A 16,247-nucleotide genomic window follows, 5' to 3' on the forward strand; every position below is an offset into this window, starting at 1 on the left:
TCGAAGTATGTGTTCAAAGGAAAATAATTAATGTACCAAGTTATAGCTGCAACGACTAATCCTGCCAAAATTAAAGCGATCCATCTTGCTTTCGATGCTGTTTTTGGGGCTGGCAGTTATCAAATTGAAGATATTAATGTCGATAGCAGCGTTCCACAGCAACCTATCGGTAATAATGAAACCCGTACTGGGGCTAGACAGCGCGTCATGGCCTCTCGGCAAGTTCGCCCTGAAGCGGATTTTTGGGTTGGTATTGAAGCGGGTATCGAAGACGATATGACATTTGCTTGGATAGTGATTGAGCATAAGCAAATACGCGGTGAGTCTCGCTCTGCCAGTATTATGATCCCAGAAAAAATTCTGGCGGGTATTCGTGAAGGCCGTGAACTCGGTGATGAAATGGCCTTTTTAACAGGCATCGATAATATCAAACAACAAGGTGGTGCCATTGGTTTTTTCACTGACGGGGTATTAACTCGCACCAGTGTTTACCAACAAGCCTTGATATTGGCCTTGGTTCCCATTAAGCATGAAATTTATAAAGAGCTAAACCAAGTAGAAGATTAATTATACTTAAAATAATTAAAATTGCATGTGCGATTAAACACCACTCTTTTCACACTAAAGTATGGGAAACCATACTTTTTTTGTGCCTATTTATTTGAAATATGACCAATACCAATACACTAAATAGTTCGAATTGTAGGTAGGCGGCAAGTGGCGCTAAGCCCTAGGAGCATACACAAGTATGTGACTAAGGCTCCCTCATGAAGCCAACACCGTGACAGTGCAAAATATGACGCGTATTTATATTCTAAATAATTCGTGCTGTGACTAGGCGACCAACGAGGATAGCTCGGGGAGCATACATAAGCATGTGACCCGAGTAGCCGAGAGCAGTCAACAACGTCACAGTACGAAGTATGACGAATAGGAGCATACATAAGTATGTGACCCGAGTCGCCGAGAGCAGTCAACAACGTCACAGTACGAAGTATGACGAATATTTTAGAGGAGTTGTTGCTCCAACCACTCCTTCACAGGAATAGGCGCTGACTTCAAACTATTTGACCCGCGCGTAATAGTCGCAATTCCCACGCCTAGCTCATTTTTCAGTTCTCTTTGGCTCATTTCGCCGCGCATCAGTTCTTGCACAATTTTAACGCGAGTCGCTAACGCTGTACGCTCATCTGGCGTGAGTAATAACTGAAGAACTGGCAGATGAATATCTTGTTCAAATGCCAATTGTAATAAATTCACAAAGCGCAGCCAGTCAGCGTTCTCATCGGCTGTTAGAGCCGGATCTTGGTGTTGATTTGCTGTCATCGTTTATCCACCCATACTATTTAACTAGTACAAATAATAACACACTCTTATTAGAAATCATCAACCAAACGCTTTTCAAGCTTCAATAATACAAAAAATAACCAAATTTCATTTAGTTAGCTAATAACGCTTTAGATAGTTTGAATAATATCTAATCGACCGATGTGGAAAGTTAGAAATAAACATTTCCCATACCCACCAACACGCTAAAGCATTCGTGCTGTAGCAAGGCGGCAAAAGAGCTAGGCCCTAGGAGCATACATAAGTATGTGACTAGGGCTAGCGAGTGCAGCCAACACCGCTACAGTGCGAAGGATGACGCGAATTAGTATTTCATATTCCACTCATTAGAAAGCAACACCTTACTATTTTTCTGCCCCATAAAGTGCCGATAGAATAAGTCATATGACAACACGTTTTTCACATAGCCGCGAGTTTCTGAGAACGGAATACTTTCCACAAAGGCGACCGCATCAATACGCCCACCACTATTACCTAACCAACGAGTCACACGAGATGGGCCTGCATTATAAGCCGCACTGGCTAAAATGCGGTTATTACCAAACTGCTGATAAACATCTTCCAAATATGCTGTTCCCAGCTCAATATTGGTCGTAGGATTAGTTAATTGACTAGCATTTACGTAGTTAATACCTTGTTTTTGCGCGGTATGTTTTGCTGTTGCTGGCATCAATTGCATCAAACCTGTCGCTCCGACAGGTGAGCGAGCTTGTGGATTCCACGCACTTTCTTGGCGAGCGATTGCCATTGCATAGCTCTTTTGAATATCTTTCGATTTGGTATATAAATTGAATTCTTTATCCCACGCTAATGGGAAACGTTCTTCTAGGTGATCCCAAAGTTTAGCAGTGATAGTCGCCTGCACGCTGAGATCCGCCCACTTATTATCAAACGCATAACGCGCTAATTGCTCTTGCTGGTTGGCAGGTAGCGATGCCACTAAACTCACCCATTCAGAACGAGCAAGGTTGTCTAGCTCCCAATACATTAACTCTCTAACTCGCTGAACTTCTGGGAGTTGACTGACGCTTGAGTCTGGTTTAACAGCCGTTTTAACGTATACAGGGTAATCTACTTCTAAAACTTGTGCTGCAACCATTGGGTAGAAACCGCGTTTTTCAGTTAATTGGCGAAGTAACGTCTCACCTTCTGCTTTTTTACCTGCATCAATTAACGTGATGGCCTGCCAATATTGCCACTCTTCTTTATTTTTCACTTCCGCTGGCAAGCGATTTAACCATGAAGCGACACCTTTCTTATCGCCAGCCCCTAATGCCAAACGAACACGACGCTCTCTCAATGAAGATGAATTGCTTTCTTGAATGGTCTCATCACGCCATTGAGCCTGTTCAGGGGTCACATCTCCCATATATTGCCAAGCAATACTGTCTTTAAGTAATTGCTTTTCTGCCATGTTCATTTTTTGTGCAGAACTTATGCTATTAAGTACCATACGAGCCGCATCAGGGGATTGACGTGCATAACGACTAAAAGCCGCGATGGTGGCTTGGCGAGTAAAATCCGTTGGCGTCATCGTTTTGGCGAATGTCACAACTGAGGCTGGATCATTTTGTAATTTCACTAACGCATCACCAATCGTTTTATAACTTGCTGGTAAACGTTTAGCTAAATAACTCGCAATCGAAGTATTACCCTCTTTTATGGCTAAATTAATGCGCTCAAGAGTCATTTCAGGGGTTAAATAACCCTCTTTTTCCCATTCATTAAATAACTTATCACAAGCACTCGGCATTGAACGGCCATTTAACCAGGCTTTTTCTGCCCCTTGCCATGCAACTTGTTTATTTCCCACAGCCCAATTAGCAAAATAAAAATTACATTGTGCTTCTGCAGGTTTTGGGGCTTCAGGGCTAAACTCCAGCAATGATTTCCACTCTTGACGACGGGCTAACTCATTCACAAATCGAGTTTTTAAGTTTTTAGCAACGGGTAGCGTCGGGTAAGTATTAATAAACTCCTGAACTTGGCGAGGTGATACAATATCTAAGTCTTGAGTTAGCTCACGATAAGCGAGATAAGGGTAAAGTGGATAATCATGCAAGGTCGGCAGCAAGCGCTCGACTTCATCCATTTTATTGGCATCCCATGCAACCTTAATTGCTTGATAACGCTCCCGCTGTGCCTGTAAGGAATCCGCCCATACTGTGCTGGAAACCAGCAACATTGTTACAGGTACTGCCGATAACCAACCTTTCATATTCACTCGCTCCATCGCTAAACTAAAGTCAAAATACAGGAAAACCTTAACCTATATATACCCCAAATAATTCGAGTTGCAGGTAGGCGACAAGCGAAGATAGACGGGGGAGCATAGATAAACTATGTAACTCGGCTAGCCTAGTGCTGTCACTTACACCTCAACGAAAAGCGCTGCAACTTGAAGGATTACGGGTATATTAAACATATATCAATACTATGAATGCTACCGAAAGTTTTTATTTAGTAACAGCGGAGAGTTCTTGAATTTTTCGACTTTACAGTCTTTTACTTTATATTTATTAGGTTTTTACTCTCGAGTTAACGCAGATAGCCTAGACCATCACATACGCAATCAGGTATAGTTCATACCAAAATATTTATTGTTGTTTATCCAATCGCAGTAGGTCATGTATTCCTACTGCATAGAAACAGAAAATTAAAATTCCCTTTATAAATCAAAAGGTAAATAAATTGGCTCAATACGTTTATAGTATGTATCGGGTTGGAAAAATTGTTCCACCGAAACGTCATATTTTAAAAAATATCTCTCTGAGCTTCTTTCCGGGGGCTAAGATCGGTGTTTTAGGTCTTAATGGTGCAGGTAAATCAACATTACTGCGTATTATGGCAGGTATTGATACCGATATCGAAGGCGAAGCACGTCCACAACCTGGTTTGAAAATCGGCTATCTTCCGCAAGAACCTAAGTTAAATCTTGAACATACTGTCCGTGAAGCCGTTGAAGAAGCGGTTAGCGAAGTCAAAAATGCATTAACTCGTTTAGATGAAGTTTATGCAGCTTACGCGGAAGAAGGTGCAGATTTCGATAAACTCGCGAAAGAGCAAGGCGAGTTAGAAGCGATTATTTCCGCACAAGATGGCCATAATTTAGATAACCAATTAGAGCGTGCGGCGGATGCACTGCGCCTACCCGCTTGGGATGCTAAAATCGAAAACCTCTCTGGGGGTGAACGCCGTCGTGTGGCAATTTGCCGCTTACTACTCGAAAAACCCGATATGCTACTGCTCGATGAGCCAACCAACCACTTAGATGCTGAGTCTGTTGCTTGGTTAGAGCGTTTCTTACACGATTACGAAGGGACTGTTGTGGCTATCACGCATGACCGTTACTTCTTAGATAACGTTGCGGGTTGGATCCTCGAACTTGACCGTGGTGAAGGTATTCCTTGGGAAGGTAACTACTCTTCTTGGCTTGAGCAAAAAGATGAGCGTTTGGCGCAAGAAGCCTCTACAGAAGCCGCTCGCCGTAAGTCTATCGAAAAAGAACTTGAGTGGATCCGCCAAAATCCAAAAGGCCGTCAAGCTAAAGGTAAAGCGCGTTTGGCTCGCTTTGAAGAACTCAATAGCGTTGAATATCAAAAACGTAACGAAACTAGCGAACTGTTTATTCCACCTGGACCGCGTTTAGGGGATAAAGTTATCGAGGTTGAAAACCTAAGTAAATCTTATGGTGACCGCGTTCTGATTGATAACCTGAATTTCTCAATCCCGAAAGGGGCAATAGTCGGGATTATCGGCCCTAACGGTGCGGGTAAATCCACCCTGTTCCGTATGATTTCAGGCCAAGAGCAACCGGATTCCGGCTCAATCACGTTAGGTGATACCGTAAAAATTGCCTCTGTTGACCAGTTCCGTGATGCGATGGATGACAGCAAAACTGTCTGGGAAGAAATTTCTAACGGCCAAGATATCATGCGTATTGGTAACTTTGAAATTCCAAGCCGTGCCTATGTGGGTCGTTTTAACTTTAAAGGCGTGGACCAAGGTAAACGTGTTGGTGAGTTATCAGGTGGTGAACGCGGCCGTTTACACTTAGCTAAATTACTGCAAGTGGGCGGTAACGTCCTGTTACTCGATGAACCAACCAACGACCTCGACGTTGAAACTTTACGTGCGCTGGAAAACGCCCTGTTAGAGTTCCCAGGCTGTGCCATGGTTATTTCCCATGACCGTTGGTTCCTTGACCGTATTGCAACCCATATTATTGATTACCAAGACGAAGGTAATATTACGTTCTTCGAAGGTAACTTCTCTGAATATGAAGATTACAAAAAACGGACGTTAGGCGCGGAAGCGTTGCAGCCACATCGTATGAAGTATAAGCGTATGACCAAATAATCCCTGTCATAATTTAGAATTATAGCGGTGTTGGCTGCGCTCGTGAGCCCTAGTCACATACTGGTGTGTGCTCCTAGGGACTCACTCTCTTGCCGCCTACCTATAATTCAAATTATTTAAGGGATCGATATCATATAGATAGAATAAAAAACGGCATCATTCGATGCCGTTTTTTATTGGGTGACTTTATTTATAAGTCATCCAACATCAGTAACTGCTGAACAAGGGTGACACACTCTAAGAAGCGTGTGTCATAATCTGAGGATTCTACACGCACAAATTCAATATTGTTTTTCTTCAGCATTTCAATGAGTAAGCCTTGGAACGCTTTCCGGTCTTTATCACTCCCCAAGCTTCTTAAACCATCAGCTACCCAAGGAGTGTTATTCTCTAAAACTATGACTAAATCGAATCGGTATTCGTCTATCAATGCCTGAACAAATGGATGCTCTTTGCCTTCATAGCGCAAACAAAAGGCTTGAGTCGTGACAAAGTCGGTATCAATAAATGCGACTTTATTAGCATATTTTACTGCAAAATCAATATATTGAGCGTGTCCTAAGGCGATTTTGTCGTAGTCAGAATATTGCAATGCCATCTCATCACCACCTAAGTGGCTAAACACATAGTCACGGCCATATTCCCATGCGCTGGATGTATTGAAAATATTCGCTAACTTATTGACTAACGTAGACTTACCACTCGATTCACCGCCTAAAATCGCCACTTTACGCACAAAGAAGGGTTTAACTTCCGTTGGGATATATTCCCAATAACGAAACGGCGCCTGACGAATTTGGTTACCGCTAATATTCATAAACGTACGTTCAGGGTCAATCAAAATGGTTTCGATACCTAAATATTTTTTATAGCGCGGAGCGTCATTCGCTTCCCCTGAATAAATAAAACTTGGGTTAATATTATGCTTTTTCAAAAAGCCTTTCATTCCATCACTCCACACTTCCCAACCGTGTGGATACGGCTCTATGCCATTTTCATCAAATGAGTGAATATGAATATTTTTTTGATATTTAAAGGTTTGTAATAACCACCGTAAACGGTCGCTTACTGTGGGCTGTTGAGACATAGAACTGTTAATAAACAAGTCCTTATCACGGGGTTCATCGTGGCAGAGAATGACATGAAGCTCATCCACTTGGCTGCACGCCCGTTGAATCAAATAAATATGCCCAGTATGTAATGGATAAAATTTGCCGAACACCACACCAATCGTTTTTTGCTGGTTGGGGTATTCAAGACCTAAAAAGCGATGAAGAGCCGCAATTTTTTGTGCGCTAGGGCTTTTAATTTTGTCGTTAATCAACTGGCTGAGATAGCCTTTGGTCATATCTGTCGCATCCGCAACTTGCTGGAGCGTGTAACCCGCTCGTTTAATTGCGTTTTTAAGATAGTCAAATTCAGCCATGTATTTTCCTTTTACCCTAAATTAAAAGCTTATAATTCATCCAAAATACTTAATGCGTCTGCTAATTTCTTCACGCCATACACTTTCATGTCCGGAGGTGATTTTTTGGGCATATTCGCATGAGGGACAATAGCGCGTTTAAAACCATGTTTTGCTGCTTCAGAGATACGTTCTTGCCCACTTGGAACTGGACGAATTTCCCCTGCCAGCCCAACTTCACCAAATACCACAAGGTCTCTAGGTAACGGACGATCACGAAAACTAGAAACAAGGGACAGCAATAGTGCTAAGTCAGCACTGGTTTCGGTGACTTTAACGCCCCCCACGACGTTAACAAAAACGTCTTGGTCTGACATTTGCAAACCACCGTGGCGGTGTAATACGGCCAATAAAATGGCTAAACGGTTTTGTTCAAGCCCGACCGCAACACGCCGTGGATTCGACATCATAGAATGGTCGACAAGCGCTTGGATTTCCACCAGCAGCGGTCTTGTCCCCTCCCAAACTACCATTACCGAACTACCTGATGTGATTTCATCACCACGGCTTAAGAAGATTGCTGAGGGGTTACTGACTTCTTTAAGCCCTTGTTCTGTCATGGCAAACACACCTAATTCATTGACTGCTCCGAAACGGTTCTTATGACTACGCAAAGTACGGAAGCGGTTATCCGCATCGCCATCTAGCATAATAGAGCAATCAATACAGTGTTCGAGGACTTTAGGGCCTGCCAATGAGCCATCTTTGGTGACGTGACCGACCATAATGATGGCCACACCACGGGTTTTCGCAAAACGGGTAAGATAAGCCGCGGTTTCCCTAACTTGTGCCACACTGCCCGGGGAAGATTGGATATCCGCCATATGCATCACTTGGATAGAGTCAATCACCATCAATTTGGGCTGCTCTTGCTCCGCAGTTAAGCAAATTTGCTCAATACTGGTTTCTGACAGCATATTGAGTGAGTCGGTCGGTAGCCCTAAGCGGTGCGCTCGCATCGCCACTTGTTGAAGAGACTCTTCTCCTGTGACATACAGAGTTTTCATTTCACGGGACAACAAACACATGGTTTGCAACAATAAGGTACTTTTACCCGCTCCGGGGTTCCCCCCAATGAGGATGGCACTCCCAGGTACGACTCCGCCACCGAGCACGCGGTCAAACTCTTTAAATCCTGTAGTAAAACGAGGCAGTTCTTCGAGGCTGATTTCAGATAATTTCTGAACCTTACTGACCCCAGCCGCATTTCCTGCATAGCCCGTTAAGCGGTCAGTACGCGATGAAGAGCTTGTTGAGGCCAGACGCACTTCCGTAATGGTATTCCATGCATGGCACGCACTACATTGCCCTTGCCAACGCGGATAATCTGCCCCGCAATCATTACAGACAAACGCCCTTTTAACCCCTTTTGCCACAGCAAACTCCTCTTAAAATTCAATTTTGTTCTTATTTCTTATTTTTATAACATTTCAACCCTATACGCTAAATAGTTCGATATTGTAGGTAGGCGGCAAGCTTAGTTATCCCTAGGAGCATACATCAGTATGTGACTAGGGTGATTAAGTGCGGCCAACACTGCCACAGCACAAACCATAAAATATCGATATCAATATTCAAAATAGTTCGGGTTGTGGCTAGGCGGCAAAAGAGGATGTCTTGGGGAGCATACACAAGTATGTGACCCAAGCAGCCGAGTGCAGCCAACACCGCCACAGCACGAAATATGAAGAATATTTAGCGTTCTTCGTGTTTGAGGCCCCCGCTCAACACACACATAACCCCCATCAGATCTGCATGACGAATAGCGACCTTCGCCCTTGCGTACACCTTTGGTTTCGCATGATACGCAATACCCAGCCCCGCTTTACGGATCATCTTCAGGTCATTTGCCCCATCACCGATCGCCACCGTTTGTTCAATGGGAATTTCCAGTTTTTCAGCCAATTTAACCAAGGTTTGCGCTTTATATTTCGCATCTACAATTGGGCCTTTAACTTTGCCCGTTAACTTGCCATTTTTGACTTCAAGTTGATTAGCAACCGCCGCCACAAGTTTCAATCGCTGTTGCAAGTTATTAGCAAAGAAAGTAAAACCACCGGATGCTATCGCAATGTGCCAATTCATTGCTTGTAACTTACGTACGAGATTCGTTAAGCCTGGCATTAAAGGCAATGTTTCCATCACTTGATCAAGAATAGCGGCATCAGCGCCTTCAAGTAAGCTAACTCTTGCTCGTAAACTTTCCGTAAAATCGAGCTCCCCTAACATGGCTCGCTCGGTCACTTCTGCAACCTGCTCTCCCACCCCTGCTAAGCGAGCAATTTCATCGATACATTCAATCTGAATGGCTGTCGAGTCCATATCCATCAGTAATAGGCCCGGTGAACGCAAACGTGGTATTTGCCCTAATGGCACCACATCTAATAAACATTCGTCAGCAAGTTTTTTAATTCGCGGTGTAATACTCCCGGCAATTCTGACCACTTGGTAGTCATCAATACGCCACGAGGAGACAATTACGATAGCGATCCCTAATCGCTGTTGGAAATTACTGATCCGCGCTTTATCTAAGCCACGGCCATATAGTAACCACCCACTGTCACCTGCACGATAATCCAATGGCATCACTTCTTCACCACTTAACGACAATGGCAACCCCGGCCATTTTTGGATTTCGTCGGGTAGATAACAATAGGTCAAACTCGTTGACATGAAAATTAGCTCCTGTAATCGAAAAAACTTTTTTATAATGATAAGTTGCGAGCAGCCGAACGAAGCCACTATACTCAATTTTAAGGCTTTGTGACCTTATGTGTTTACTGCTAAAACTGAAGATAATCCCATACTACCTGAAGTATAACGACATTTTTATACTCAAAATAAGTCGAGAGCACCAATAAAGCAATGAAACTTACCTTTAGGCTCCACAAAACAGTGATTATCGTTATCTGCATTGCGCTGGTAACCTTACTGATGCATGGTATTTCTTATTTAGGAAATAGCCAAAACCAAGGCAGAATTGAGCAATTTAAACAATTGACCTATGTTCTTGCTGAACAAGTCGCCTTCAGCTTATCTGATTATATTGTTCCAGGCAGTAAAGATTTTAACTTAGAGCGCATTAATGCCAATTTAAATAACGTGGTGAAAGATAGGTATATTTTAGATGCCAGTATCTATACCGCTAGCGGCACATTGGTCACTCAAGTTGGTGAACCTACCACGGTAAAAGAACGGCTCGCGATAGATGACAGCTCATCACTACAAAACTTTCAATACCAGCTTGTTGTTCCCATTCAAGGAACAAAAGAGCCAAAAGGCTATTTACGCTTGACGATTGATACAGAGCTCCTTTCAGCCGAAATTCAACAAGCAGATAACAGTACCAATGTATTACGAATTTTTATTCTACTCTCCTTGTGTATTGGTTTCGTTTTAGCAAATACATTACTGCGTTTAAAGAAAAAGAAAGGTCACAAACAAGCCCCTCCGTTAGTCATTAATACAGAGGAAAATCAAGATGATAATGGAGATGACAACAGTAATGAAGATGGCAAGCAAGAGAACAAAGGAACGCCAGCTACTAAACCAGCACGTTTGAAACGAAAGAAAGAACCTCGACCTTATCGCCCTAAACGGCCTACCTCAAAAAATAAGCCAAATTCATCTGATAAATAGCCCTAAAAAGGGCTATTGAGTTAAATTTAAATAGAAGTTGTGTCGAACACGATTGGCGCAATAAACTCGACCCGACCATCGACTAGCAATGTTTCTGGCGGGGTAGGAAAAGGCGCAGCACGTGAAATTGTCGCCAACGCTTCTTTATCCAATATTTTCGTACCGGATGAATTCAATAAACTGGCGGCAATCACTTGGCCCCGACTATCCAAAACTACTTTTATATGAGAAACCCCTGTTGAGCGGTAACGCAGTGCAGCACGCGGATAGCGTTTGGTTTTAGCTATCCGCTGATGAACCTCACTTTGCCAACCTTGGTGCCCACTCACTGCCGCAGACGCATTACTGGAAAAATTCGCACTGCTACTGGATTCGCTCCCTGATGCAGGGGCGGAAGTGACCGTCGACTCCTGGGTGGTAACAGGTGCTTCGTCGATGACTTTTTTCTCTTGTGGAATTTTCTTTTTCGGTGGTCGTTTTTTCTCACTGACTTTCGTCAATGTGCCATTATCTACAATCGCAGTTTCAGGTAATTTATCCACCTTTTCAATGACTTCAGGTAATGATTCCTCACGTGTCGTCATTTGTTGTTTAGGGGCATGATTGATTTCAGGCTCAGCCTGCTGTTCAAGCTGATAAACACCCAGCTGCAACGAGATTGCTGGTGGTAATACCCCGGTCTTAGGAATTGAAGAGGTAAACCATCCAATAAAAATGATTGCCAGTGTTCCATGGAAAAGACAACTTAAAACCAAACCGCCTAGTGGACGGAAAATCGGGCGCTCTAACTGACCCGTCATACTGCTCATATTCTGCCTCACGACTTTATTTTTTGCAGATTATAGGCATAATACAAACAAAAATGATATTCATTATTATTAGTAAAAACACAATTATTAAAATAAATTATTGATTTAAATAATAAAGTAATCTGAGCAGATTATTAATCAGCACAACTGTGCTCTTTTATGACATTAACACCAGTAAAATGACTATTGATAAATCTCTTGCCCGTAAAATTAGCGGTGCGTATCAGTCAACATATAGCCAACTTGTGCGCTTTTTCCGCAATCGGCTAGATAACAGCAACGATGCTGATGATTTATCACAGGATGTGTTTACACTATGGCTAAACCGTAAAGAACAAACGCCTGTAAAAGAGAGCCGCGCTTATCTGTTTAAAATTGCGAATCATGTTTTGATTGACCATTGGCGACGTAACCAACGCCAAACTAAATCAGAGACATCCATTGATGACGTTACTCATGAGCCACATTTTGAACAGAGCCAAGCTGATCCCAGTGAAATCTTGGAACATCAGCAACGGATCCAACGGCTGAGCGAAGCACTTGAAACGTTACCCCCCCGTCGACGAGAAGCATTTTTGCTGTATCGTTTTGATGGCTTATCTCAAAGCGAGATTGCTGAGCGAATGGAAATTTCAATCAGTATGGTGGAAAAACATATTGCAGCAGCACTTGTTCACTGTAAAAAACACCTTGATAATCAGGGCAATAATTCGTAATGACACACGACTCTTTGCAAACATCAGATGATGAAAGCCGCATTGATGAAGAAGCCGCGCTGTGGTTTACCCGCATGCATAGCCAACGCATTAGTGCTCTTGAAACTGAGCAATTCAAACAATGGGTTGCAACATCACCTGAACATGCAAAAGCGTATGATGCCATTGCTGAGCTATGGCGCGATTTTGATGATATGCCGCGCCCTGCTAGCACAATACTTCCGAAGGAAAAACGCCCTTTTTTTCGCTTATGGCGCCCTTTGGGCAACACTTTAGCGGCATTTTTTATTGCAGCTATTTTGTTTTTGCCTTACAGCCACTTGCCTGCGATGTTACTCAATAATATGACCTTAGTAGCAACGGATACGCCTAAAGAAGTCACATTACCCGATGGTTCTCAGCTGTTTCTTAACCGCAATACCCGTATTCATGTCGCCTATGAAACTCCAGTGCGTAATCTGTACCTAGAACAGGGAAATGTTTACTTTAAAGTCAAATCCAACCCTTATCGGCCTTTTATTGTTCAAGCTGATAACCGGCGTATTCAAGTGGTAGGAACCGAATTTGAAGTTAACAAAGTGGCTCAGCAAGTTGCTGTGAATGTCAGCCAAGGCATTGTCAGCTTTGAAGATGCCGCAAGCAAACAACCCGTTTTCCTACTTGCTGGTGACAGTGCAGTCAGTCAATCGCCGAACAGCCCAATCGCTCGCCAACACATCAACCCGCTAGATGTGGCTCGTTGGCGTTTTGGTGAATTTGTTTTTGTTGATAAACCACTTTCAGAAGTCCTCGACGAACTTAAAAACTATTCATCGATAAATATTGAGCTTTCTCCCGCTCAATTAGCGAAGAGTAAAATCTCAGGTCGCATCAATACCCATCAGCCAGAACAGTTCTTTCAAGCCCTTCCTTCATTACTTCCGGTACAAGTCGTCTATCGAGATAAAAATAACGTATTGATTATTCAAAATAAAAAAAATAAATAAAAAATATTTTCATTTGCAGGTGAGGATAATTCTCATTTCACCCTCTTCTTAACTAGTCATCATTTTGCTGACCTATTTTCGCACATTTTTTGTGCAGCTTAAGAATAAGGGATAACCATGTCTATTCAGTTTACTCAAAGCCGATTAAGGCCGCTCGCCCTTGCTATTGCGGTGAGTAGCGCCATTGTTTGTCAGTCTGCATCAGCACAAGAACTCGCATTTTCACTACCAGAACAATCACTGGCGACCTCAGTGGCTGAAATTAGCCGCCAAGGCCAAATTCAATTGATTTATGATAAAGGTCAGTTAAATGGCTTACGAGCACCTGCCTTGTCTGGTAACTACTCCGCACAAACCGCATTACAAAAAATACTCATCGGTAGCGGCTTAGAGTTAATCAATGAAAATGGTGTTTTCGTTATTCGTCAGCAAAATTTAAGCCAAGGCACATTGGTATTACCGGAAACTCAAGTCTCTGGCGTTGTTCAGAATCACCCCGCAACAGATGTTATGTCAGCACCGCAATATGTGACGTCTGAAGAGATTAGCCAGAAAAATACCGGTGATGGCAATATCACCGATTTAATGAAAACTAACCCTGCTGTCCAATTTGCTAACAATGACAGCAACTCGATGAACCAAGGAGAAATCAAGCCTTCCCGCATCTCAATCCACGGCTCAAGCAGCTATCAAAATGCTTATCGCCTTGATGGTGTTAGTTTTAATAATGATTTTGACCCCGCAGACAGTGGTCTCGGTGAAACAGCGACCCGCCTGAGCAGTAGCGACCAAGGGATCTACATCGATAGCCGTCTGATCGACAGCATGACAGTGTATGACAATAACATTCCTGTCGAATTTGGTGGGTTTACAGGGGGAACCGTTGAAGTCAATAGCCGTCGCTGGCAAGGGGAAAATAGCGCCCATGCCTATTACCGCTTAACTCGCTCCGGTTGGAACAACTTGTTCCATGACTCCACACAAGGTATTGATACCACAAAAAATGATACCGCCAACCCTGCTCGCTTTCAAAACCGCTACGATAAAAATGACTTTGGTGGCTGGTTTGAATTAGGGGTGAGTGAAAATTCAGGGCTCGTATTCTCGGCCTCACGTCGTAGCTCGACTATCCCGATGACAGCGACCGGAGGAACAGGCGTTACATTGAATAGTTCAGGGGAATTGGAAGAGATTTATTCGCCTGAAGGAACTCGTAAACAAAAAAGAGATTCGGATAATTTTTTCCTAAAATATTCAGCGGATTTATCGCCGCATAGCTCATTAGATCTATCTATTAATTATGCTAAATATAACAGTTATTTATTTGCTAGCTCTGTCTTAAATTCAGGCTATGACAGTACCCATGATGGACTTGGATTTACGGGTGTATTCAAACATGATTATGACATCGGTAAATTAGAGCTAACTGCCAGCACCCAAACATTAGAAGATGATAGAAAAAACGACCAACAAGATTATGTTGAACTTCTAGACTACAGCGATTGGAAAAATCCTCAATCACTGCGTAGTGGCGGGCAAGGTGACTTAACAACAAAACAAAATATTCATACTGCTAAAGCCATAATGCGTTTCAACCCAATGGAAGATGGTTTCGGTATTACACACCAACCCACATTAGGTTCTGAGGTTTCTTATACCAAGGGGACTTATAAGCGCGATAAAGATTACTATCGCTATCGTTTCATCGGCACAGCAGACAATATTCAATGGATTGGTTCCGCCGATCATATCACTCGCTTCCAATCTGGTACACACTCGGCTGATTACACCAGCTATGCAATTTTTTTAGATGACAATTTACAGTATGGCAAATTAAACCTACGCCCAGGGATTCGCCTTGACCGTGATGATTTCGTTAATCGTACCAATATCGCCCCTCGTATCACTGGGACTTATGATGTTTTTGGTAATAATGAAACCTTACTAATTGCAGGGGCTAACCGCTACTACGGCCGCTCAATGCTTACCTATGCGTTGTATGGTGCTCAAAATGCAGGAATGCAAAACTGTTATATGTTCTGTGGAATTGATCCTAACACCAATGAATGGACTGATGAACGTGATTATGAGGGTGTTGATTCACTTAAAACCCCCTATAACGATGAGTTAACGCTTGCCTTACAACAAGAAGTAATGTCAACCACATGGCGTCTACAATATGTACACCGTGAAGGTTATGATGAAGTCAGAACTCGTACTAAATACAATTCAACGGATGCCAATAAACGTAGCATTCGTATGTATGATAATGGTGGTCGTAGTTCTCACGATACAGTGACATTATCCGTAAAAAATAGTCAACCGTGGGAATGGGCACAAGCCTCTCACGTGATGAATGCCTCCTTTACTTGGCAGCAAAGTGAAAGTAATACGCCAAAAGATTCGGGCTATAACTCATTCGACCCAGCCAATAAAGTTAACCTCAACAAAGTTTGGTATGACGGCAAAGTGATCGATGCATCCAAGCTACCATCTACTAGTTTCAACTCCCCCATTAAACTTAATTTAGAACTAACCAGTGTTTGGGATGATTACGATGTCACTTGGTATAACCGTCTGCAATGGTGGGGTGCTCGTGACCAAGCCGTTCGTTATGACAATGACTATTATACCGATCCTGAAGTGGGACAAATTCGTAAATACAGCAAACAAAAATTTGCTAGTAAATATACGTGGGATACTCGCCTAGGCTGGAAGCCTGATTTCGCCTACGGTTTCGGTTTCTCTGTAGAAGTAAATAACGTATTGAATAATAAAAACATTACTGACCGATTTATGTTCGATAACCGAGTTATTAACTCTTACGACCCGGGCCGTCAGTTCTGGTTACAAGTCAATTACGACCTGTAATCCACCAGCAATGTGAGCAATTTAAAAAATATAAGCCATTAAAATAAAACAACAA

General features: G+C 42.8%; 12 protein-coding genes. 6 read left to right on the forward strand and 6 right to left on the reverse strand.

Annotation, left to right across the window (positions count from 1 at the left end; all coding sequences use genetic code 11):
- Positions 1–30 precede the first annotated feature (30 nt).
- Positions 31–567 (forward strand): inosine/xanthosine triphosphatase, encoded by a 537-nt coding sequence (gene yjjX, locus PR683_RS11715; protein WP_004914743.1) that lies wholly within the window; start codon positions 31–33, stop codon positions 565–567.
- 441 nt (positions 568–1,008) lie between these two features.
- Here yjjX and trpR read toward each other — a convergent pair whose 3' ends face one another.
- Both trpR and sltY read right to left on the reverse strand, forming a co-directional pair.
- Positions 1,009–1,326: a trp operon repressor gene (gene trpR / locus PR683_RS11720; RefSeq protein WP_004914745.1), complete on the reverse strand. Its 318-nt coding sequence runs from the start codon at positions 1,324–1,326 to the stop codon at positions 1,009–1,011.
- 325 nt (positions 1,327–1,651) lie between these two features.
- Positions 1,652–3,565, reverse strand: a complete 1,914-nt coding sequence (gene sltY / locus PR683_RS11725) for a murein transglycosylase (protein WP_204354428.1) — start codon at positions 3,563–3,565, stop codon at positions 1,652–1,654.
- A gap of 473 nt (positions 3,566–4,038) precedes the next feature.
- Between sltY and ettA the strand changes: the two genes are divergently transcribed.
- Entirely contained in the window at positions 4,039–5,706 is a 1,668-nt protein-coding gene (ettA, locus tag PR683_RS11730) for an energy-dependent translational throttle protein EttA (protein WP_004914750.1), read from the forward strand.
- Between the two features lie 190 nt (positions 5,707–5,896).
- On the opposite strand, the gene nadR is transcribed toward ettA, so the two are convergent.
- The 3 genes from nadR to serB form a co-directional block, all read right to left on the reverse strand.
- Positions 5,897–7,132, reverse strand: a complete 1,236-nt coding sequence (nadR, locus tag PR683_RS11735; protein WP_109911846.1) for a multifunctional transcriptional regulator/nicotinamide-nucleotide adenylyltransferase/ribosylnicotinamide kinase NadR — start codon at positions 7,130–7,132, stop codon at positions 5,897–5,899.
- A 29-nt stretch (positions 7,133–7,161) separates the two neighbouring features.
- Entirely contained in the window at positions 7,162–8,547 is a 1,386-nt protein-coding gene (gene radA / locus PR683_RS11740) for a DNA repair protein RadA (protein WP_004914753.1), read from the reverse strand.
- A 319-nt stretch (positions 8,548–8,866) separates the two neighbouring features.
- On the reverse strand, positions 8,867–9,844 hold the full coding sequence (gene serB, locus PR683_RS11745) for a phosphoserine phosphatase (protein ID WP_004914755.1): 978 nt from the start codon (positions 9,842–9,844) through the stop codon (positions 8,867–8,869).
- 192 nt (positions 9,845–10,036) lie between these two features.
- On the opposite strand from serB, the gene PR683_RS11750 reads away from it, so the two are divergent.
- Complete coding sequence (locus PR683_RS11750; RefSeq protein ID WP_196718577.1) at positions 10,037–10,810, forward strand: AhpA/YtjB family protein; 774 nt, start codon at positions 10,037–10,039, stop codon at positions 10,808–10,810.
- 26 nt (positions 10,811–10,836) lie between these two features.
- Here the strand turns inward: PR683_RS11750 and PR683_RS11755 are convergent, their stop codons facing one another.
- Entirely contained in the window at positions 10,837–11,619 is a 783-nt protein-coding gene (locus tag PR683_RS11755) for an energy transducer TonB (RefSeq protein WP_123382509.1), read from the reverse strand.
- A 179-nt stretch (positions 11,620–11,798) separates the two neighbouring features.
- Here PR683_RS11755 and PR683_RS11760 point away from each other — a divergent pair, with 179 nt between their 5' ends.
- From PR683_RS11760 to PR683_RS11770, 3 genes are all read left to right on the forward strand, one after another.
- Entirely contained in the window at positions 11,799–12,335 is a 537-nt protein-coding gene (locus PR683_RS11760) for an RNA polymerase sigma factor (RefSeq protein WP_096864546.1), read from the forward strand.
- Positions 12,335–13,321 carry a FecR family protein gene (locus PR683_RS11765; RefSeq protein WP_164528374.1) on the forward strand — a complete coding sequence of 329 codons (987 nt, stop codon included), beginning with the start codon at positions 12,335–12,337 and terminating at the stop codon, positions 13,319–13,321. The genes PR683_RS11760 and PR683_RS11765 overlap by 1 nt, the downstream gene beginning before the upstream one ends.
- 117 nt (positions 13,322–13,438) lie before the next feature.
- Entirely contained in the window at positions 13,439–16,192 is a 2,754-nt protein-coding gene (locus PR683_RS11770) for a secretin and TonB N-terminal domain-containing protein (RefSeq protein WP_272513575.1), read from the forward strand.
- Positions 16,193–16,247: the final 55 nt, after the last annotated feature.

The organism is Providencia sp. PROV269, assembly GCF_028477785.1.
Taxonomy (GTDB): Bacteria; Pseudomonadota; Gammaproteobacteria; order Enterobacterales; family Enterobacteriaceae; genus Providencia; species Providencia rettgeri.

Excerpts from the sequence above, each read along its gene's own strand:
- nadR (WP_109911846.1), bottom strand. The coding sequence starts at position 7,132 with ATGGCTGAATTTGACTATCTTAAAAACGCAATTAAACGAGCGGGTTAC.
- PR683_RS11765 (WP_164528374.1), top strand. The coding sequence starts at position 12,335 with ATGACACACGACTCTTTGCAAACATCAGATGATGAAAGCCGCATTGAT.
- PR683_RS11770 (WP_272513575.1), top strand. The coding sequence starts at position 13,439 with ATGTCTATTCAGTTTACTCAAAGCCGATTAAGGCCGCTCGCCCTTGCT.
- serB (WP_004914755.1), bottom strand. The coding sequence starts at position 9,844 with ATGTCAACGAGTTTGACCTATTGTTATCTACCCGACGAAATCCAAAAA.
- PR683_RS11750 (WP_196718577.1), top strand. The coding sequence starts at position 10,037 with ATGAAACTTACCTTTAGGCTCCACAAAACAGTGATTATCGTTATCTGC.
- trpR (WP_004914745.1), bottom strand. The coding sequence starts at position 1,326 with ATGACAGCAAATCAACACCAAGATCCGGCTCTAACAGCCGATGAGAAC.
- PR683_RS11760 (WP_096864546.1), top strand. The coding sequence starts at position 11,799 with ATGACTATTGATAAATCTCTTGCCCGTAAAATTAGCGGTGCGTATCAG.
- sltY (WP_204354428.1), bottom strand. The coding sequence starts at position 3,565 with ATGAAAGGTTGGTTATCGGCAGTACCTGTAACAATGTTGCTGGTTTCC.
- yjjX (WP_004914743.1), top strand. The coding sequence starts at position 31 with ATGTACCAAGTTATAGCTGCAACGACTAATCCTGCCAAAATTAAAGCG.
- PR683_RS11755 (WP_123382509.1), bottom strand. The coding sequence starts at position 11,619 with ATGAGCAGTATGACGGGTCAGTTAGAGCGCCCGATTTTCCGTCCACTA.